The sequence below is a fragment of the Shinella zoogloeoides genome, assembly GCF_003574625.1.
Classification (GTDB): domain Bacteria; phylum Pseudomonadota; class Alphaproteobacteria; order Rhizobiales; family Rhizobiaceae; genus Shinella; species Shinella zoogloeoides_A.
The window spans coordinates 1-19,625 of record NZ_QNUJ01000014.1 but is presented as its reverse complement, the minus strand read 5'-3'; the positions used below and the strand labels follow the sequence as shown (position 1 = coordinate 19,625).

Sequence of the window (19,625 nt, the reverse complement as noted above, 5' to 3'; positions counted from 1 at the left end):
ACCACCGGCCAATGCCGGTTTTGTTTTACAGCCGTTATGCTCAACATGAGCAAAATGGCGAAGCCGCCGGAAACGGCGGAGGAGGAGGGTTCCATGACCGTTCTGGCCCAGCATGCAGTGGAGGCCGAAGCCGCACGTCCGCTGACCGCCGCGGAGCGCTTCGGCGTCGTCGAGAAACCGGACCTCACCTTCACGCCCGAGATCGCCCGCGAGACCGAACACCTCTACGAGAAGGTCAAACAGTTCATCCCCGCGTTCGAATGGCCGGTCTACGCGCCCTATGTCGCCGCCATCAACCGGCTGAAGAAGGAACGCGGCGCGGTCATCCTCGCGCATAATTACCAGACGCCGGAAATCTTCCATTGCGTCGCCGACATCGTCGGCGATTCGCTTCAGCTCGCCCGCGATGCCACCCGGGTCGACGCCGAGATCATCATCCAGTGCGGCGTGCACTTCATGGCCGAGACCTCCAAGCTGCTGAACCCGGAAAAGACGGTCCTCATCCCGGATGCTCGCGCCGGCTGCTCGCTGTCGGAATCTATCACAGGCGCGGACGTGCGCCTGCTCAAGCAGCGTTATCCCGGCGTGCCGGTCGTCACCTACGTCAACACCTCGGCCGACGTGAAGGCGGAGACGGACATCTGCTGCACCTCGTCCAACGTGCTGGCCGTGATCGAGAGCCTGGAGAGCGACACCGTCCTCTGCATCCCGGACGAATACCTCGCGATGAACGTCGCCAAGCAGACCAACAAGAAGATCCTCACCTGGAAGGGCCATTGCGAGGTGCACGAGCGTTTCACCCCGAAGGAACTGCTCGCCTACAAGGAAGCCCATCCCGGCATCGAGATCATCGGCCACCCGGAATGCCACCCGGACGTCATCGCCGTCTGCGATTTCGCCGGCTCGACGGCGGGCATGATCAACTATGTGAAGGACAACCGCCCCGCGCGCGTGCTGCTCGTCACTGAATGCTCCATGGCCTCCAACATCCAGGCCGAGCTTCCCGGCGTCGATTTCGTCAAGCCGTGCAACCTCTGTCCGCACATGAAGCGCATCACGCTGCCGAAGATCCTCGACAGCCTGGTGAACATGACGGAGGAGGTTCTGGTCGATCCGGCGATCGCCGATCGGGCGCGCCTTGCAGTCGAGCGGATGGTGAACTTGAAGCAGTAGCGTGGCTGGCTTTCTGATCGCGGAAGGTAGAGCGCGGACGGTGCGGTTTTCGATCTCCCCCCTTGTGGGGGAGATGCCCGGCAGGGCAGAGGGGGGGTGAGCCTCCTCGTCAGTGCGGGCCGCCACCCCCCTCTGTCACTTCGTGACATCTCCCCCACAAGGGGGGAGAACAGTCTGGTGCACGTCGGAGGAAAGACAAATGCCCATGGAGAGTTTCCGCCCGCAATCGTGGAACGGCATCGACGATATCGTCATCGTCGGCGGCGGGCTTGCGGGCCTGTTCTGCGCGCTGAAGCTCGCGCCGCGTCCCGTCACCATCCTTGCCGCCGCGCCCATCGGGCAGGGCGCATCCTCCGCCTGGGCGCAGGGCGGCATCGCGGCGGCGATGAGCCCCGGCGACACCTTCGACAAGCACGTTGCCGACACGCTGGAGGCCGGCGCCGGCATCGTCGACGAGAAGATGGCGCGCTTCATGGTCTCCGAAGGCCCGGCGCGCATCCATGACCTGCTCGAATACGGCGTGCCCTTCGACCGCGACCTCGAAGGCAAGCTCCTGCTCTCCCGCGAGGCCGCCCATTCCGAGCGCCGCATCGTGCGCGTCAAGGGCGACATGGCCGGCAAGGCCATCATGGAGGCGCTGATCGCCGCCGTGCGCAACACGCCGTCGATCCGCGTGCTGGAAGGCTATGTCGTCGAGGAGCTGGTGCGCGAGGGTCGCTTCATCTCCGGCGTCGTCGCCCGGCCGGATGCCGGCCAGTCGAAGAACCGCGTGCATTTCCCCGCCCGCGCCGTGGTGCTTTGCTCGGGCGGCGTCGGCCATCTCTTCGCTGTCACCACCAATCCGTGGGAGGCCTGCGGGCAGGGCGTCGGCATGGCGGCCCGCGCCGGCGCCATCATCGCCGACCCGGAATTCGTGCAGTTCCACCCGACGGCCATCAATATCGGCCGCGACCCCGCGCCGCTCGCCACCGAGGCGCTGCGCGGTGACGGGGCGCATCTCGTCAATTCCGCCGGCCATCGCTTCATGCTGGATATCCACGCGGACGGCGAATTGGCCCCGCGCGACATCGTCTCGCGCGGCGTCTTCGCCGAGGTGCAGGCCGGCCGCGGTGCCTTCCTCGATTGCACCAAGGCCGTCGGCGCGCATTTCCCCGACATGTTCCCGACGGTCTACGCCTCCTGCATCGCCGCCGGCATCGATCCGGTCAGCCAGCCGATCCCCGTCGTGCCGGCCGTGCACTATCACATGGGCGGCGTGCTGACGGATGCCGAGGGCCGCACCTCCATCGACGGCCTGTGGGCCGCCGGCGAGGTCACCTCCACCGGCGTCCACGGCGCGAACCGGCTCGCCTCCAACTCGCTGCTCGAGGCCGTCGTCTTCGCCGCCCGAATCGCGGAAAACATCAAGGGCATGCTGCCGGAGCCGAAGATCAACGACTGGGGCAAGAATGCCGGCGAGAGCGACGACCTCGTCACCATCGAGGATAGCCCCGCGCTCACGCGCCTGCGCCATGTCATGAGCGAACAGGTCGGCGTCATCCGCAACCGCGAGGGCCTTGCGGCCGCCATCCGCGAGATCGCCACGCTGGAGCGCGAGAACAGCCGCATGCGCTTCCACAATATCGTGACCACGGCAAAGCTCATCGCCGTCGGCGCCTGGCTGCGCGAGGAAAGCCGCGGCGGCCATTTCCGTTCGGATTTCCCCGAGCAGAAGGCGGGCTGGAAGCACCGCACCTTCCTCACGCTCGCCGAGGCCGACAAGGTGGTCGCCGAGCTTTCGCAAACGGCGGCGGCCTGACGCCGCCGCTTGAGACGCAATGAAACGGGACAAGCAGCCATGACCACCCCCTATCTCCCCGTCCTTTCGCCGCTGATGGTGGAGGAGCAGGTGCGCGCAGCGCTTGGCGAGGACCTCGGCCGGGCCGGCGACATCACCAGCCAGGCGACCATCGCGCCGGACATGACGGCGGCCGCCGAACTGAACATCCGCGAGGACGGCGTCGTCGCCGGCCTCGATCTCGCCCGCGCCGCCTTCCGCCTGATGGATCCGGCCATCCGCTTCGAGGCCTTCGTGAAGGACGGTGACACGCTTTCGCCGGGCACGGTGATCGCCAGGGTCTCGGGCCCCGCCCGCGCCGTGCTGTCCGCCGAGCGCGTGGCGCTCAACTTCCTCATGCACCTCAGCGGCGTCGCTTCCTACACGGCGCGCTTCGCCCGCGAGATCGCTCACACGCCGGCCAAGGTCTGCTGCACGCGCAAGACCATTCCCGGCCTCCGGGCGCTGGAGAAATACGCCGTGCGCATGGGCGGCGGCTCCTCGCACCGCTATGGGCTCGACGACGCGATCCTCATCAAGGACAACCACATCGCCGTCGCCGGCGGCGTTGCCGGGGCCATCCGCGCCGCGCGGGCCTTCGCCGGCCATCTCGTCAAGGTCGAGGTGGAGGTGACGAGCCTTGCGGAGCTGGAGGAGGCTTTGGAAGCGCAGCCCGACGTGATCCTTCTCGACAATATGGGGCCGGAGCTCCTGCGCCGCGCCGTCGAAATCAACCGCGACCAGGCCGGCCTTGCCGACGCGGCCTATGCGGCAGACCCGCGCCGCGTGAAGCTGGAGGCCTCCGGCAACGTGAACCTGACGACAATCCGTGCCATCGCCGAGACCGGCGTCGACTATATCTCGACGTCCAAGATCACCATGGCCGCCCCGACGCTCGACATCGGCCTCGATGTCGTGCTGCGCTGAGCGCGGGAACACCCCAACGCAGGATGCGTTCCGGTTTCAGGTGAAAACCAACCGGAAGGACGCATCATGAACAAGATCCTTGGGCTCGCCGTCGCGGCGGGCACGCTCGCAGCGCTCGGCGCCCCGGCGCTCGCGCAGCAGGGGAAGAGCACGGCCGAGGCCAATTTCCTCAACCGCGCCGGCACGGAAACCGGCCGCGCGCACCTGACGGCCGGAAACGACGGCGTGCTGTTCGAGGTGGAGATCTCGGGCCTGACGCCGCGCAAATGGGTGGCGCTGCATATCCACGAGACCGGCGCCTGCGACCCGAGCGGCGGCCACGAATCGGCGGGCGGCCATTTCAACCCGGATGGGAAGGAGCACGGCTTCCTCGCCGCCGACGGCCCGCATGCCGGCGACCTTCCGAACCAGTATGTCGCCGACGACGGCGTGCTGCGCGCGCAGGTCTATTCAACGATGGTGCGCCTCGACGATGCCGAGCGCGGTATTCGCGGCCGCGCGCTGGTCGTCCATGCCGGCTCTGACGATTACCGCACCGGCCCGGCCGGCGGGGCCGGAGACCGGCTCGCCTGCGCGGTCATCAAGTAGCTATTCGGCCGGCGCCGCCTCTGCGGGCGGTTCCGGCAGGCTCTGCCCGAAGGCGATGCGAACGCGGCGGTTCATTTCCCGCGTCGTCCTGAACCATTGCGGCGTCGGCACCCAGTAGCGCAGCGTCAGCGTGGCGGCGTTTTCCGCGAGGCTGTCGACGAAGACCTGCGGCGGCGGCGCCGATTCGATGGCGGGCTCCTCGCGCGCGATGGTCAGCAGGCGGTCGATCTCATCGTCGATGTCCCGGTCGCTTGGAATGGTCACCTGCAGGTCGTGCTTGCGGGTGCGCTCGCGGCTGAAATTGGTGACCGGCGTGTTCCAGAGCGTGGAATTGGGCGCGAGGCGATAGAGGCCGTCGCTCGTCCTCAGCTCCGTGGCGAAGAGGCCGATTTCGGTGATCGTGCCGGTGACGTCCTTGGTCTCGATATATTCACCGACCCGGAACGGGCGCAGCACCAGCAGCATGATGCCGGCCGCGATGTTCTGCAGCGTGCCCTGCAGCGCAAGGCCGATGGCGAGGCCCGCAGCGCCGAGCGCCGCGATGATCGAGGCCGTCTGCACGCCGAACTGGCCGAGCGCCGTCACGAAGACGAGGATGAGCACCGCATAGCGCAGCACATTGGCGAAGAAATGCGCGAGCGTCATGTCTATGCCCCGCACATGCGAGAGCCCGGAAAGCGCCCAGCGGTGTAGCAGCCGCGACAGGAACCAGCCGAGCAGCAGCAGCAATAGCGCGCCGAGAATGGAGAAGGAATATTGCACGGCGAGCGCGCTCGCCTGCGTCAGCGCTGCTCGCGTCGCGACGATGACGTCGGTTGCCTGTCGTTCCATAAATCCTTTTCCCACCGTTGATATCGATGGCGAAATGGCAGGGAGGGAAAGAAGTTCCGATTTAGCGCATTCCGACCTTGAGGCCGGGTGCCGGGCGCTCCTCGAAGATGCGGCGGCGGAAGCGGAAGAGGGCGGCGGGCCGGCCGCCCGTTGCGCTGGTGGAAGAGCCGGTCGGCTCCACCAGCTCGGCCCCTTCGACGAGCCGGCGGAAGTTCTGCTTGTGCAGGTGCCGGCCGGAGATCGCCTCGACGGTCGCCTGAAGCTCGGTCAGCGTGAATTCCGGCGCCATCAGCTCGAAGATGACCGGGCGGTATTTGATCTTGCCGCGCAGCCGCGCCATGGCCGTCGCGAGGATGCGGCGATGGTCGTGGCGCATGGCGATGCCGGGCGACGGCTGGCCGGCGCGCGCCCAGCCGTCCGTCACCGCCTCCTCGGCAAGGCCGGCCTCGTAGAGAAGCTCGTAGCGCTCCAGCACGCGCTCCTCGTCCCACGGGAAATCGTCGAGGCCGAAGGCGAGGCGGATGCGCGTGCGCGGCGTCGGCATCGGGGTCGCGCGGTCGGCATTGGCCGCCTCGCTGCTCCACTGCTTCAGGGCGGGCAGGATCAGCTGGTCGATCACGGCGGGCCGGCCCTGCCGCCAGTCCTCCCAGGGAAGATAGGCATACCAGTCCCGCCAGGCGGCGCCGGCTTCCGCCAGCCGTTCGTTCGCCTCGGCGTCCGTGCGCGTCAGCGCGAGATAGCCGACCGAGACCATGTGCGTGCCGGCCTCGTCGGGGGCTTTCTGCCGGCCGCGGTCGCCGAAGGTGTAGAGCTGTTCGATATAGCCGAGTTTCAGCGCGGTCTGCGCCTCCACGCTGGCGCGCAGGCTCGTCTCGAAGGTGCGATGCTGGTGCGGGTCGAAGGGGCCGAAGGGCAGGGCGTCGCGCTTGTGCGCGCCGTCGCCGCCGATGGCGAGGATGGAGGGGCTGCGCCCGGAAATCGCGACGACCGCCGCGTTGAGGCCGATCTCGACCGGGGGGCGGGCACGGCTTTCCGTCATGGTTCTGCGCTCTCGGGAAGGGCGGAGAAGGAGAACGGGCTCTCGCCGACATAGTCCGCGCCGCGGCCGATGGCCTTCACCGCCGCGACGAGCCTTCCGCCCCGCCCGAGCACATGGTCGCCGATCGCCACCAGCCGGGCATTCGGCGTCGCCTGCGCGGAGGCGCGACGCAGACGCTGCGCGAGGTCATGGTCATCCTGGTCCGGCGCCACCGCGAGCGCGGCGATAAGCGCGGCGGCCGGCGAGCGCGAGACGCCCATCATGCAATGGGTGAGAAGCGGCGCCTGCCGGTCCCAGCCGCGCGCAAAGCCGACGATTGCCGCCACGTGCTCCTCGCCGGGCGCGACGAGATTGCCGGTGCCGGCAAAGGCGATGTCGTTGACGCCGAGGATCATGTGGCGTCCGGCGGAGATCACCGCCGGGCGGTGGAAATCCTGCTTCGGCGCGACGAGGCTCAGCATCTCGCGGCAGCGGTGGCGGACGGCGAGTTCCGCGATCCGGCCGAGCGGGGCGACGACGATCGTGCCCATGCTCACACCGCCGCGGCGAGGGGGCCGCGCTCGCGTTCCAGGGCCTCGAAGCGCTCGCAGAAGCGCCTTTGCGCCTCCACGGCGGGCACCGGCGCGATCTCGATCATGTCGAGCGTGATGCCGCGCGGCGCGCCGAAGAATTTCACGGCCTCGGCATGGGAGAAGCCGGCAAGCTCGGTCGCCTCGAAGAAGGCGGCGACCTGGTCGGCCTTCTTGATCTTCGCCTTCAGGCTCGCGGGCGTTGCCGCCGGCAGGCCGAAGCGCAGGTGCACGGCGGCCTCCAGCCGCTTCTCGACGGTCTTGTAGCCGCCGCCGACCACGGCCTTGAAGGGCGAGATCATGTCGCCGATCACATATTCCGGCGCGTCGTGCAGCAGCGCCATCAGGCACTCGCCGGCATCGCAGCGGTTCTGGCGGCGGAAGATCGCCTCGACGGCCAGCGAATGCTGCGCCACCGAAAAGGCGTGGTCGCCGTTGGTCTGGCCGTTCCAGCGGGCGACGCGGGCAAGGCCGTGGGCGATGTCGGACAGCTCGATGTCGAGAGGCGAGGGATTGAGGAGATCGAGGCGGCGGCCGGACAGCATGCGCTGCCAGGCGCGCGGCTCCGTCTTCGGGCGTGCCGCGCCGCTCATTGCGCCGGCACCTCGGATGCCTGCTCGGGGAAGGTGAGGCCGGTCCATGCCGGAAGCGCGACGGTGACGGGCGCGCCGTCCGCGGTGATCGGCGTGCCGGCGGCGATGGCGTCGGCCACGCGGTCGATGCGCGCGATGGCAAGGCCGAGTGTGCCGGAGACGCTGCCGAGCGTGCCGACCGGCTTGCCGCCGGCCAGAAGCTCGGTGCCCGTCGCCGGAAGCGGCGCCTCGCCCGTGACGATGACGGGCCGGCGGCGGGCGGTGCCGCGATGCTGCATGCGGGAGACGACCTCCTGGCCGACATAGCACCCCGTGCGGAAGGAAAGCCCGCCGCTGAGATCGAGCAGAACATCATGCGGGAAGGCGTCGGAAAGCGCATAGTCGCTGCCGGCCTCGGGAAGTCCCGCGGCAATGCGCAGCGCATCGTAGAGTGCGGTATCGTCGCTGCCGCCGTCGCTCGCGCGGCGGGAAACGTCGATCCCCGCCTTGGCGAAGCGCACGTCGCGCGGCGCGCCGGCCTCCGCCGCGTCCCAGGAGATCGTCACCGCGCCGCCCTCGGCGGCCGCGAGGTCGACGGCGGCGCGTAGCTTGTACATGGTCAGCCGCTTGAGGAGGCCGTCGCGCTGGTCCTCCGTCGTCTCGATGAGGAAGGCATCCGGGCCGTCGCGGCGGATCAGGAAGTCGAAGAGGATCTTGCCCTGCGGCGTCAGCAGCGCGCCGGGGCGGATTTCATCCTCCTTGAGATCGGGCAGGTTGGTGGTGATCAGGTTCTGCAGGAAGGTTTCGGCATCCTTGCCGGAAATGCGGAGGAAGGCGCGGCCGGAAAGCGTGACGGAAGGCATGGTCGTATCCAGATTTGTCGTGCGCCGGACGAGGCCGGCGCCTGCGGTGCACCATCGCACCCGTTGATGCAGAGGTAGAACGGCTGGGCCGCTTTCGCAAGGTCGCGGCTGTTGCCTGCCGGCGCGATAGGGGTATGAAGGGCGTCCAAGGAGAGGCCCGACGATGACCGCCCCGACAACGCCGCTTGCCCATGATGCATGGTCCGCCTGGCACCCGGCCGAGCTCGCGCGCCGGCTTGCCGGCGTCTCGCGGCCCTGGTGCGTCGTCGGCGGCTGGGCGCTCGATCTCTGGCGCGGCGCCGGGACGCGCCCGCACGAGGATCTGGAATTCACCCTGCTGCGGCTCGATTTTCCGCTCTTCCGCGCGGCCTTGCCGGATGTCCACCTTCATGCGGTGGGCGATGGCAAGGTGCGGCCGCTCGCGGAGGGCGAAGCGCCTCCGGCCGACATAGCGCAGGTCTGGTGCGAGGACAGGGCGGCACGCCGATGGCGGGTGGACATGATGCTGGAGGACGGTACGCCCGAGACCTGGGTCTACAAGCGCGATCCGTCTATCCGCCGCCCGCGCCGCGAGGCCGTCCGGCTGGACACAGGAGACATCCCCTATCTCGCGCCGGAGATCGTCCTGCTTTTCAAGGCGAAGTACCGACGCGACAAGGACGAGGCCGATTTCGCCATGGCGCTGCCAAAGCTGGACGCTTCGGCGCGCGACTGGCTGCAGGAATGCCTTGGAGGGGCGCATCCCGGTCACGCATGGCTGGACGCGCTGGAGACTATTCGCCGGTGACGAAGAACTTCCACTGGCCGTCCGGCGTGATGCCCACGCGATAGAAGTTGTAGCTGCCGAATTCCTGCATGTCGGAATAGTCGCCGGCCGTGACGATGCGCAGCAGCTCCACCTTTTCCGGCGGCGTCAGGCTCGTGAGCGGCTTTTCGGCGAAATAGGGCCAGACATACATCTCGTCCGCCGTGCCCTGGCCGACATGGGCAAAGCCCGTCGCCAGCACGTCGAGCAGGATCGCGAGGATCTCGATGCCGTCTGGATCGCCGGACTGGCCCTTCAGCGTCTCGACCGGCCCGTCCTCGCTTTCGACCATGGAGACCTGTGTCTCGGTCATGCCCTTGCCGAGCAGGGGGCGCAGGCGCTCGATATCGCCGGAAGCGGCGGCCTCGACGATGAGCTGGCGCATGCGGCGCACCGGCTCGGGCGCCTTGTCGATGTCGTAGAGCACCTCGACGGGCGCCTGCGGCTCCTCGACAGGCTTGTCGGTGGTCGCCGGCGTTTCTTCTGCCGGTTCCGTCACCGCCTTGTCGTTGCGGATCAGCGGGTCCGGCCGCGGCAGTTCGACCGGGGCGGCTTCCTCTTCCTTGACCGCCGGCGCGGCCTTTTCGGCCTCGGCCGGCTTTTCGCCGTCGGCGGGCTTTTGCGGCACCTCGCCCGGCTCGTGCTTCAGTTCGCTGAGGGCGAAGGCCGGGCGCACGGGCGCAAGGAGCGTCGTCGTTGCGAAGAGCACCGACAAGGCGATGACGCTGCTGGAAAGCAGCTTGTTGCCGTCAGCCGACATCTGCATGACCTGTCTTTCCAGCCTATTGCAGGATGCGCTCGGGGGAGAATTCTCCAGCCAGCAGGCGCTCGCGAAGCGAATCGAGCAGCGCTTCCGCGCCCCGCTCGCCATGGACGCGGACCGTCTCGCGCAGGGCGAGCGCAATGGCCGCATCGGCAATGATTTCCGGTTCGATACCATCAGCCATGCCATCGGCCCAGGCTTCGTTCTGGTGTTCCAGAGCGGCCTGCATCTTCTCGTGCACGATCATCTCGTCGATATCGTTGAGAGTAGGTTCCATAGATCGGTCCATGCGAGGCATTCAGTTCTTACTGCACTGTTAACGACCTTAGCAGCCTTTTCCCAAAACGGCACTGGCTGCTGCGAAAACAGGTTAATTAATCCCTAATTTCCGAACCTTGCGGTAATTTCCGTGGCAAGTGTTGCACCTTCGTTACGGTATCTCTCTTCTGCGACAACTGCCGAGTCGGTGCAAGCGGTATAGATGGCGGCAAAGGAGCGGTATCCACGGTTGAATGCGGCGGTCAGCTTTTCCTGCCGCTTCGGCTCCTTGGCCGCTTCCAGCTCGATGATGCGCTGCATGGCGGCGCGCCAGTTGTCCTCCGCCTTGCCGGCGCAAAGATTGCGCAGGTAATGCACGGCGCCGAGGATTTCCGAAAGCCGCTCCAGCCGCTCGTCATAAGGTGCGGGTTTTTCCTCGACGGGAGCGGCGGCTGGCGTTTCCGTGCCGGAGGCCTGTTTCGCCTTCTGGGCGAGGGTAGGGCCGGCAAGGGCAAGGCTTGCGATCAGGGCGAGGCGAATCACCTTCATGCGGCAGGTCCCAGCCGCTCGGCTTCCAGCCGCGCGATGCATTCGCGCACGCTGTCGGGCGCGGGAAGGCCCGCGATCTCCTCGGCCGTGTACCAGCCGACGCTCGCCGCATCGTCGGCGGCGACGGCAACCGCGCTCCGGTCGGCCTTCACCTTGAAGACGGAAAGGAAGAAGGAGGGGCTGCCGGGGCCGTCCTCGCGGCCCGGCAGGTCGTAGGTCGCGAAAAGCATGGGCTTTTCGGCCTTTATGCCTGTTTCCTCGAGGAGTTCGCGCAGCGCCGTCTCGGCCGGCGTCTCGCCGTCCTCGCCGCGCCCGCCCGGAAAGGCATACATGGCATCCGACGGCGGCTTGCTGCGCAGCACGAGCAGGTAGCGCCCGTCGCGCTCGATGATGGCGGAGGAGGCGGGCTGGGGCGTCTTCGACTTCTTCATCGCTGTCCGGTTCGGTTGCGCTTCATTGACCCCTTATAGGCAAAGTGCGATGACGATGCCATGTGTGGACGATATGCATTGCTCGCCAGGACGGACCTCTTGCGGGAATTCCTCGGCATCGTGGATGTGGAGGATCCGCCGGCCCGCTACAACATCGCCCCGACGCAGCCGATCCTCGTCGTCGTGGCGGGCGAAAGGCAGGAGCCCGGCAGCAACCTGCCGGAGCGGCGGGCGGTGCTCGTGCGCTGGGGCTTCATGCCCGGCTGGGTGAAGGACCCGCGCGATTTTCCGCTGCTGATCAATGCGCGCTCCGAGACGGCGGTGGGCAAGGCCTCGTTCAAGGCCGCCATGCGCCATCGCCGCATCCTCGTGCCGGCCTCCGGCTTCTTCGAATGGCGGCGGCCGGAGGAGAAGGGCGCGAAGGCTCAAGCCTATTTCATCCGCCCGAGGAAGGGCGAGATCGTCGCCTTCGCCGGCCTGATGGAGACCTGGTCTTCTGCCGATGGCTCGGAGGTCGATACCGGCGCGATCCTGACGACGGCGGCCAACAACGACATTTCCCGCATCCACGACCGCATGCCGGTCGTCATCCGCCCGGAGGATTTTTCCCGCTGGCTCGACTGCAAAGCGCAGGAGCCGCGCGACGTCGCCGACCTCATGAAGCCGATCGACGACGGCTTCTTCGAGGCCATTGCGATTTCCGACAAGGTGAACAAGGTCGCCAATATGGGACCGGACATCCTCGAACCCGTCGAGGAGGAAGCGCCGATGCCGCAAAAGAACAAAGGCGCACAAGCGCCCCCATCGTCGGATCAGCTATCGCTCTTTTGACTTGGAGCCGCCTATTCGTAGAGCGACTGGAGCACCGGCGGCAAGTCGCGGTCGCGGCGCGCCTCAGTGGCCTTCACCTCCGGCTTGCACTGCGTGGCGGCAACCACGGCGCGCAGGCCGAGCGGCTTGTAGCGCTCCTGAAGGTTGGCATTGGCGGCGGCGGGTTGCGCCGGTTTCTTCTTGGCGATCGACATTCTCACTCTCCTGAAGTTGTCATCAGGCAGCCCCGTCTGGTTCCCCCGGTCGCTACCCCCGATGACCTATGCATTTACCGGACCCTTTCGGCCAAATTCTGCTCAAATCTTGATCGCTCTGCGGCGGAAGGCCCAAATCCGCAGTTTCGGCGATCAATAAATATGACCGGCGGACATATCGCACGACGCGCCGGACGCCGGCTGTCACGCGGGTAACAGCTTGGGATAACAGGCCGAACGGGCAGGATTTTCGCGGCCCGGCCTTCACGCCGCTTGACCGCGGGCGCACACGGCGCGATAAAGCAGGCCATGAAAACGGTACTCTGCATTCGCCGGAGCATTATTCGCTAGCGCACGCGCTGGCCTGGCCGTTTTCGTCCCCCAAAATCCCCGGATGACAACGACCCGGCCAGCCGGGTGCACGCATTTTGGGAGATTTCCATGGCCGAAAAGCCGGTCCTGTCGCTGTACAACACGCTCACGCGCTCGAAGGAGCCCTTCGCTCCCATCGATCCCGACAACGTGCGCATGTATGTCTGCGGCCCGACGGTCTATGACTTCGCCCATATCGGCAATGCGCGGCCGGTCATCGTCTTCGATGTGCTCTACCGCCTGCTGCGCCATGTCTATGGCGAAGCCCACGTCACCTATGCCCGCAACATCACGGACGTCGACGACAAGATCAACGCCCGGGCGCTGCGCGATTTCGGCGGCGAGATCGAAAGCGGCGCCCTGTCGCTGAACGAGGCGATCCGCCGGGTGACGGAGAAGACGGCGAACCAGTTCCATTCGGATGTCGCCACGCTCGGCGCCATGCCGCCGACGCACGAGCCGCGCGCCACCGAATTCGTGCTGCCGCGCGAGGATGGCAAGGCGGACATGATCACCCTGATTCAACGTCTCATCGAACGCGGCCATGCCTATGAAACCAATGGCGAAGTGCTGTTCGACACCGGATCGATGGCCGATTACGGCCAGCTTTCGAAGCGCAATCTCGACGAGCAGCAGGCCGGCGCCCGCGTTGCCGTCGACGTGCACAAGAAGAACCCCGGCGACTTCGTGCTCTGGAAGCTCTCCTCGCCGGAGGAGCCCGGCTGGGAGAGCCCGTGGGGCCAGGAGGCGTGGAAGGCCGCAGGCCTGACAGGGAAACCAAAGGGCCGGCCCGGCTGGCATATCGAGTGCTCGGCCATGTCGGCGGCCTATCTCGGCGAGGTCTTCGACATTCATGGCGGCGGGCTCGACCTGATCTTCCCGCATCACGAGAACGAGATCGCCCAGTCGCGCTGCGCCCATGGTACGAAGGTCATGGCGAATGTCTGGATGCACAACGGCTTCGTGCAGGTCGAGGGCCGCAAGATGTCGAAGTCCGAAGGCAACTTCGTCACGATCTACGAACTGCTGCACGAGGAGAAGTTCGGCGGCCGCAAATGGCCGGGCGAGGTGCTGCGCCTCGCCATGCTGATGACGCATTACCGCGAGCCGATCGACTTCTCCGTCAAGCGGCTGGAGGAGGCCGAGCGCCTGCTCTCCAAGTGGCCCGCCGGCGGCAATCCGGCGGAAGGCCGCGTGGACGAAACGGTGCTGGCGCCGCTCTTCGACGACCTCAATACGGTCGGTGCCGTGCAGGCACTGCATGCGCTGGCCCAATGCGCCAACAGCGACCCGCTGATGCTGCCCGTCTTCGCCGCCAGCGCCCGGCTTCTCGGCGTGGAGCCGAAGAAGGCCGAGGTCTCCAAGGCGCTGGAGGAGAGCATCGACTCGATCATCCAGCTCCGCCTTGAAATGCTGAAGGCGAAGAACTTCACCGAAGCCGACAGGATCCGCGACGACCTCTCCGCCAAGGGCATCCAGCTGAAAGACGGCAAGGACCCGGCGACGGGCGAACGCGTGACGACGTGGGAGGTGAAGAGGTGACCATCCCCTTCTACACCGGCGGATGCCAGTGCGGGGCCGTGCGCTTTCATGTCGAGGGCGCGCTCGGCGATGCGTCGGTCTGTCATTGCCGGATGTGCCAGAAGGCGAGCGGGAATTTCTATCTGCCGCTGGTTTCGGTCAGCGGCGCGAAGCTGACATGGACGCGCGGCGCGCCGAAGCGCTTCCGCTCCTCCAACCACGGCTATCGCGGCTTCTGCGCCGAATGCGGCACGCCGCTGACCTATGAGGCGCCGGACGGCGTGGCGCTGACCATTGCCGCCTTCGACGACCCAGCCGAGATCGCCCCGCGCATCCAGTGGGGCATCGAGGCGAAGCTGCCCTATGTCGACACGATCCGCGACCTGCCGGGCGAGGATACGATGGCCGACCAGGGGGCCGCCGCCTTCCTTGCCGACCTCGTCTCCTACCAGCATCCCGACCACGACACGGACGAATGGCCGCCGGAGCGCGCGTCATGAGCATCTCGCGCATCTATACCGGCGGCTGCCAGTGCGGCGCGGTGCGCTATCGTGTCGAGGGCACGCTCGGCGATCCGCATCTGTGTCATTGCCGCATGTGCCAGAAGGCGGCGGGCAACTATTTCCTGCCGCTTGCCAATGCCCCGCGCGAGCGCTTTTCCATCACGCGCGGCGAGCCGGGCTGGTTCCGGTCGTCGCAGATCGTGCGCCGCGGCTTCTGCCGGGATTGCGGCACGCCGCTCTTCTATGACGGCCTCGCCTCGGCCCATATCAATGTGACGCTGGGTTCGCTCGACGACCCGGACGACGTGCGCCCCATCGCCCAATCCGGCGTCGAATCGCGCGTCGTCTGGTTCCCGCAGCTGGCGAGACTGCCGGAGCATGAAAGCAACGAGGGGGAGGGTGGCGAGGCGCGGCATGTGGCGATCCGTGATTCGAACCGCCAGCATCCCGACTACGACACCGACCACTGGCCGCCGGAGGATGCCCCATGAGCGATCCCAGGCTCGGGCTCGGCTTTCCCCGCAAGTGGCTCTATCTCATCGCCGGCAAGCTGATCCTCATCACGGCCGTCGTGATCGCCGTCGTCGTCCATTCCTCTTATCGCTGAAGGAGCCTGCCATGACCACGGAACAGGAAAAGACAAGGACCGGCGGCTGCCAGTGCGGCGCCGTGCGCTTCCGCATCCACGGCGCGCTCGGCCGCCCGTCGATCTGCCATTGCCGCATGTGCCAGAAGCAGTTCGGCGGCTTCTTCGGCCCGCTCGTCACCGTCGAGGGCGAGGCCGAATGGACGCGCGAGGAGCCGAGCTACTTCCAGTCCTCGGTCAATATCGCGCGCGGCTTCTGCAAGCGCTGCGGCACGCCGCTGACCTACAGGCATCCGGGGGGGCTGGAGATCGCCATCGGCGCTTTCGACGACCGCAGCGACCTCGCTCCGCAGATCCAGGTCAATTACGGTTCGCGCCTGCCCTGGGTGGAGACGATCTTCTCCGCCCCGGTGCATGACGACCCGGATTACTACAGTCGGCAGGAGACAATCATCTCCTTCCAGCATCCCGATCACGAAACCGAAAACTGGCCTGCCCACGGAATGAAACTATGAGCGAAGCGTTGCGTACCCTCTATCCCGAGATCGAGCCCTATGCCTCCGGCCATCTCGATGTCGGTGACGGGCATGTCATCTACTGGGAGCGGGCCGGCACGCCGGGCGCCAAGTCCGCCGTCTTCCTGCATGGCGGTCCGGGCGGCACGATCTCGCCGAGCCACCGCCGGCTGTTCGATCCGAAGCTCTACGACGTGACGCTGTTCGACCAGCGCGGCTGCGGCCGCTCCACGCCCCATGCGGGGCTCGAAGCCAACACCACCTGGCATCTCGTTTCCGACATGGAGCGGCTGCGCGAGATGGCCGGGGCGGAAAAGTGGCTGGTCTTCGGCGGTTCCTGGGGCTCGACGCTGGCGCTCGCCTATGCGGAGAAGCATCCCGAACGCGTGTCCGAACTTGTGCTGCGCGGCATCTACATGCTGACCAAGGCCGAGCTCGACTGGTACTACCAGTTCGGCGTCTCGGAAATGTTCCCCGACAAATGGGAACGCTTCCTCGCGCCCATCCCGCCGGAAGAGCGCCACGAGATGATGCAGGCCTATTACCGCCGCCTGACGGGCGCGGACAAGGCGGTGCGCATCGCCGCCGCCAAGGCCTGGAGCCTGTGGGAAGGCGAGACGATCACGCTTCTGCCGGAGCCGTCGACGAGCGACCATTTCGGCGAGGACGAATTCGCCGATGCCTTCGCCCGGCTGGAGACGCATTTCTTCGTCAATGCCGGCTGGCTGGAGGAGGGGCAGCTGCTCCGCGATGCCCGCAAGCTGCACGGCATTCCCGGCGTCATCGCCCACGGCCGCTACGACATGCCGTGCCCGGCGAAGAACGCCTGGGCGCTGCACAAGGCCTGGCCGGAATCGGAATTCTACCTCGTCGAAGGGGCGGGCCATGCCTATTCCGAACCGGGCATCCTCGACCGCCTGATTTATGCGACCGACAAGTTTGCCGGCAAAGTTTGAGAGACTACCCCTCATCCTGACCTTCTCCCCGCTTGCGGGGAGAAGGTGGCGGCAGCCGGATGAGGGGCAGATTTGAAGTACCAGGACCGTTCCCAGGGAGGGAACCGATGAAAGACCGTATCTACCTTTTCGACACCACGCTTCGCGACGGCCAGCAGACGCCCGGCATCGACTTTTCCGTCGAGGACAAGATCGCCATTGCCGGCATGCTGGACGAGTTCGGCCTGGACTATGTCGAGGGCGGCTATCCGGGCGCCAACCCGACCGATACGGCCTTCTTCGCGAAGAAACGCACCGGCCGCGCCAAGTTCGTCGCCTTCGGCATGACGAAGCGCGCCGGCGTCTCGGCCTCCAACGATCCCGGCCTTGCCGCGCTCCTCGATTCGCGGAGCGACGCGATCTGTCTCGTCGCCAAGAGCTGGGACTATCATGTGCGCGTCGCGCTCGGCTGCACCAATGAAGAGAACCTCGAGAGCATCGCCGAATCCGTGAAGGCGGTCGTCGCCTCCGGCCGCGAATCCATGATCGACTGCGAGCATTTCTTCGACGGCTACAAGGCGAATCCCGAATACGCATTGGCCTGCGCGAAGACCGCCTTCGCCTCCGGCGCGCGCTGGGTGGTGCTCTGCGACACCAATGGCGGCACGCAGCCCTCCGAAGTGCAGGCCATCGTGAAGGCGGTGATCGCCGCCGGCGTGCCGGGCGCAAACCTCGGCATCCACGCCCATAACGACACGGGGCAGGCCGTCGCCAATTCGCTGGCCGCCGTCGAGGCGGGCGTGCGGCAGGTGCAGGGCACGCTCAACGGCATCGGCGAGCGTTGCGGCAATGCCAATCTCGTGACGCTCGTGCCGACGCTCGCGCTGAAGGAAGCCTATAGCGGGCGCTTCGAGATCGGCATCGACACGGAGGAGCTGACCGGCCTCACCAAGCTCGCCCACACCTTCGACGAGCTCTTGAACCGTTCGCCCGATCACCAGGCGCCCTATGTCGGCGCCTCCGCCTTCGCCACCAAGGCCGGCATCCATGCCTCCGCGCTCCTCAAGGACCCGCGCACCTACGAGCATGTCACGCCGGAAAGCGTCGGCAACCTGCGCAAGGTCATGGTGTCGGACCAGGGCGGCAAGGCGAACTTCATCAACGCCCTGAAGCTGCGCGGCATTTCGGTCGCCAAGGACGATCCGAAGCTCGACCGGCTCATCCAGATCGTCAAGGAGCGCGAGGCGACGGGCTATGCCTATGAGGGCGCGGATGCGAGCTTCGCGCTGCTCGCCTACCGCACGCTCGGCACGGTGCCGGATTTCTTCCATGTCGAGAGTTTTCGCGTGATGGTCGAACGGCGCTATGACGCCAACGGCCAGCTCAAGACGGTGTCGGAAGCCGTGGTGCGGGTGATCGTCGACGGCGAGACCATGATGTCCGTCGCCGAGGGCCACGGCCCGGTCAACGCGCTCGACCTTGCCCTGCGCAAGGACCTCGGCAAGTACCAGGGTGAGATCGCCGACCTGGAGCTGGCGGACTACAAGGTCCGTATCCTCAACGGCGGCACCGGGGCCATCACCCGCGTCCTGATCGAATCGACCGACGCTTCCGGCGCCCGCTGGTGGACGGTCGGCGTCTCCGACAACATCATCGATGCCTCCTTCCAGGCGCTGATGGATTCCATCGTCTACAAGCTGCTGAAGAACCGCGGCGAAGCGGGGCGCGTGGCGGCGGAGTAGTCTTTCCAGCGCATGGCGCCTGCGAAGGCAGGCCGCCATGCGCCCGAGCTTCAGCGCCGCTCATCGTCCCTTCACCGGAATGAATTGGTACATTCGCCGGCATTGGAGTAGGACGTCGGGAAATCCGAAAAATCGACGGGAAACGACACCATGGCCGACGCAAACTCCTCCAGCGGCCCCCAGACGGGCGATTCGCCGCGCGGTTTCGCCTTTGCGCTGATAGCCTATGTGCTGTGGGGCTTCCTGCCCTTCTTCATGAAGGCCGTGTCCCATATCCCCGCGCCCGAAGTGGTGGCGCACCGCATCGTCTGGTCTGTGCCGCTCGCCGGCCTCGTTCTGGTCTGGCTCGGCCGCACGGCCGATATCAAGGCGGCGCTGCGCTCGCCGCGCATGCTCGCCATGGCAACGCTGACGGCGGTGCTGATCACCATCAACTGGGGCATCTATGTCTGGGCGATCAGCGTCGGCCGCACCATCGAGACGGCGCTCGGCTACTATATCAACCCGCTCTTTTCGATCTTCCTCGGCGCGGTGCTTCTGAAGGAAAAGCCGAGCCCGGCGCAGATGGTGGCGATCGGCCTTGCCGCCTGCGCGGTGGCGATCCTCGCCTTCGATGCGGGCGGGCTGCCCTGGGTGTCGCTCGGCCTCTGCTTCTCCTGGGGCTTCTACGCCTTCTTCCGCAAGACCCTGCCGATCGGCCCGAACCAGGGCTTCTTCCTCGAAGTGCTGCTGCTCAGCGTGCCGGCGCTCGCCTATGTGATCTGGCTGGAAGCGAGCGGCGGGGGCCATTTCGGCGATACCGGCATGGCGGACGTCCTCTGGCTGCTCGCCTGCGGCATCGTCACGGCGATCCCGCTGATGATCTACGCCAACGGCGCGAAGCTCCTGCGCCTGTCGACCATCGGCATCATGCAGTACATCGCCCCGACGATGATCTTCCTCATCGCCGTCTTCGCCTTCGGCGAGCCCTTCGGCACCACCAAGCTCATCGCCTTCGGCTTCATCTGGGCCGCGCTCTTCATCTATTCCGGCGCGATGCTGCGCGGCGCTCGCGCGAAACGCCTCGCGGCGACGGAATTGAAACCGGCGGAATGAACGAAAAAAGCCGGAGGCAAGAACCTCCGGCTTATACATTACGAGGCCGGATCATCGGTTATGATGATCCGGCCTCGTTTGTCATTTGGGTGATCGCAACACCTTGGTGACGATGCGCAGAGCGGTTGGTCCTTCCGGGCCTGAACT

General features: G+C 66.6%; 23 protein-coding genes. 13 read left to right on the top strand and 10 right to left on the bottom strand.

The features are described from left to right. Nucleotides 1-93 precede the first annotated feature (93 nt). The 4 genes from nadA (at nt 94) to DSD28_RS23300 (ending at nt 4,504) form a co-directional block, all read left to right on the top strand. Nucleotides 94-1,173, top strand: coding sequence for a quinolinate synthase NadA (gene nadA / locus DSD28_RS23315; protein WP_119258919.1), 1,080 nt, complete (start codon nt 94-96; stop codon nt 1,171-1,173). A gap of 199 nt (nt 1,174-1,372) precedes the next feature. Further along, nucleotides 1,373-2,971 (top strand): L-aspartate oxidase, encoded by a 1,599-nt coding sequence (locus DSD28_RS23310; protein WP_119258826.1) that lies wholly within the window; start codon nt 1,373-1,375, stop codon nt 2,969-2,971. Nucleotides 2,972-3,010: 39 nt separating this feature from the next. Continuing rightward, nucleotides 3,011-3,916 (top strand): carboxylating nicotinate-nucleotide diphosphorylase, encoded by a 906-nt coding sequence (nadC, locus tag DSD28_RS23305; RefSeq protein WP_119258825.1) that lies wholly within the window; start codon nt 3,011-3,013, stop codon nt 3,914-3,916. 66 nt (nt 3,917-3,982) lie between these two features. After that, nucleotides 3,983-4,504, top strand: coding sequence for a superoxide dismutase family protein (locus DSD28_RS23300; protein ID WP_119258824.1), 522 nt, complete (start codon nt 3,983-3,985; stop codon nt 4,502-4,504). On the opposite strand, the gene DSD28_RS23295 is transcribed toward DSD28_RS23300, so the two are convergent. The 5 genes from DSD28_RS23295 to DSD28_RS23275 form a co-directional block, all read right to left on the bottom strand. Next, a complete protein-coding gene (locus DSD28_RS23295; protein ID WP_119258823.1) occupies nt 4,505-5,335 on the bottom strand; it encodes a mechanosensitive ion channel family protein in 831 nt (276 codons plus the stop codon). 61 nt (nt 5,336-5,396) lie between these two features. Beyond that, on the bottom strand, nt 5,397-6,374 hold the full coding sequence (locus DSD28_RS23290) for an NUDIX hydrolase (protein WP_119258822.1): 978 nt from the start codon (nt 6,372-6,374) through the stop codon (nt 5,397-5,399). After that, entirely contained in the window at nt 6,371-6,904 is a 534-nt protein-coding gene (locus DSD28_RS23285) for a tyrosine phosphatase family protein (RefSeq protein ID WP_119258821.1), read from the bottom strand. Before DSD28_RS23285 ends, DSD28_RS23290 begins: the two co-directional genes overlap by 4 nt. 2 nt (nt 6,905-6,906) lie before the next feature. Continuing rightward, nucleotides 6,907-7,536: a YfbR-like 5'-deoxynucleotidase gene (locus tag DSD28_RS23280; RefSeq protein WP_119258820.1), complete on the bottom strand. Its 630-nt coding sequence runs from the start codon at nt 7,534-7,536 to the stop codon at nt 6,907-6,909. Beyond that, entirely contained in the window at nt 7,533-8,378 is an 846-nt protein-coding gene (locus DSD28_RS23275; RefSeq protein ID WP_119258819.1) for a YgfZ/GcvT domain-containing protein, read from the bottom strand. The genes DSD28_RS23280 and DSD28_RS23275 overlap by 4 nt, the downstream gene beginning before the upstream one ends. 163 nt (nt 8,379-8,541) lie before the next feature. Here DSD28_RS23275 and DSD28_RS23270 point away from each other — a divergent pair, with 163 nt between their 5' ends. Continuing rightward, entirely contained in the window at nt 8,542-9,165 is a 624-nt protein-coding gene (locus tag DSD28_RS23270; protein ID WP_119258818.1) for an amino acid transporter, read from the top strand. Here DSD28_RS23270 and DSD28_RS23265 read toward each other — a convergent pair. From DSD28_RS23265 to DSD28_RS23250, 4 genes are all read right to left on the bottom strand, one after another. Continuing rightward, nucleotides 9,152-9,949, bottom strand: coding sequence for a hypothetical protein (locus DSD28_RS23265; RefSeq protein ID WP_119258817.1), 798 nt, complete (start codon nt 9,947-9,949; stop codon nt 9,152-9,154). The genes DSD28_RS23270 and DSD28_RS23265 overlap by 14 nt on opposite strands. A 16-nt stretch (nt 9,950-9,965) precedes the next feature. Further along, nucleotides 9,966-10,235, bottom strand: a complete 270-nt coding sequence (locus tag DSD28_RS23260) for a hypothetical protein (protein WP_119258816.1) — start codon at nt 10,233-10,235, stop codon at nt 9,966-9,968. A gap of 92 nt (nt 10,236-10,327) precedes the next feature. Then, the gene (locus tag DSD28_RS23255; RefSeq protein ID WP_119258815.1) at nt 10,328-10,753 is read right to left on the bottom strand and encodes a TIGR02301 family protein; all 426 of its coding nucleotides are present in this window, start codon (nt 10,751-10,753) and stop codon (nt 10,328-10,330) included. After that, a complete protein-coding gene (locus DSD28_RS23250; RefSeq protein ID WP_119258814.1) occupies nt 10,750-11,184 on the bottom strand; it encodes an NUDIX domain-containing protein in 435 nt (144 codons plus the stop codon). The genes DSD28_RS23255 and DSD28_RS23250 overlap by 4 nt, the downstream gene beginning before the upstream one ends. Nucleotides 11,185-11,244: 60 nt before the next feature. Between DSD28_RS23250 and DSD28_RS23245 the strand changes: the two genes are divergently transcribed. Continuing rightward, nucleotides 11,245-12,015, top strand: coding sequence for an SOS response-associated peptidase (locus DSD28_RS23245; protein WP_119258813.1), 771 nt, complete (start codon nt 11,245-11,247; stop codon nt 12,013-12,015). 11 nt (nt 12,016-12,026) lie between these two features. Here the strand turns inward: DSD28_RS23245 and DSD28_RS23240 are convergent, their stop codons facing one another. Further along, nucleotides 12,027-12,209 carry a hypothetical protein gene (locus DSD28_RS23240; RefSeq protein ID WP_119258812.1) on the bottom strand — a complete coding sequence of 61 codons (183 nt, stop codon included), beginning with the start codon at nt 12,207-12,209 and terminating at the stop codon, nt 12,027-12,029. A 441-nt stretch (nt 12,210-12,650) separates the two neighbouring features. Here DSD28_RS23240 and cysS point away from each other — a divergent pair, with 441 nt between their 5' ends. The 7 genes from cysS to rarD all read left to right on the top strand — a co-directional run bounded on the left by cysS (nt 12,651) and on the right by rarD (nt 19,478). Then, nucleotides 12,651-14,123 carry a cysteine--tRNA ligase gene (gene cysS / locus DSD28_RS23235; RefSeq protein ID WP_119258811.1) on the top strand — a complete coding sequence of 491 codons (1,473 nt, stop codon included), beginning with the start codon at nt 12,651-12,653 and terminating at the stop codon, nt 14,121-14,123. After that, nucleotides 14,105-14,602, top strand: coding sequence for a GFA family protein (locus DSD28_RS23230; protein WP_432430878.1), 498 nt, complete (start codon nt 14,105-14,107; stop codon nt 14,600-14,602). Before cysS ends, DSD28_RS23230 begins: the two co-directional genes overlap by 19 nt. Next, nucleotides 14,599-15,096, top strand: a complete 498-nt coding sequence (locus DSD28_RS23225) for a GFA family protein (RefSeq protein ID WP_119258918.1) — start codon at nt 14,599-14,601, stop codon at nt 15,094-15,096. Before DSD28_RS23230 ends, DSD28_RS23225 begins: the two co-directional genes overlap by 4 nt. A gap of 127 nt (nt 15,097-15,223) precedes the next feature. Further along, complete coding sequence (locus DSD28_RS23220) at nt 15,224-15,706, top strand: GFA family protein (protein WP_119258809.1); 483 nt, start codon at nt 15,224-15,226, stop codon at nt 15,704-15,706. Continuing rightward, on the top strand, nt 15,703-16,662 hold the full coding sequence (gene pip / locus DSD28_RS23215; RefSeq protein WP_119258808.1) for a prolyl aminopeptidase: 960 nt from the start codon (nt 15,703-15,705) through the stop codon (nt 16,660-16,662). Before DSD28_RS23220 ends, pip begins: the two co-directional genes overlap by 4 nt. A 107-nt stretch (nt 16,663-16,769) precedes the next feature. Beyond that, nucleotides 16,770-18,383 carry a citramalate synthase gene (gene cimA / locus DSD28_RS23210; protein ID WP_119258807.1) on the top strand — a complete coding sequence of 538 codons (1,614 nt, stop codon included), beginning with the start codon at nt 16,770-16,772 and terminating at the stop codon, nt 18,381-18,383. Nucleotides 18,384-18,533: 150 nt separating this feature from the next. Beyond that, on the top strand, nt 18,534-19,478 hold the full coding sequence (rarD, locus tag DSD28_RS23205) for an EamA family transporter RarD (RefSeq protein ID WP_119258806.1): 945 nt from the start codon (nt 18,534-18,536) through the stop codon (nt 19,476-19,478). The last annotated feature ends 147 nt before the right edge of the window (nt 19,479-19,625 follow it).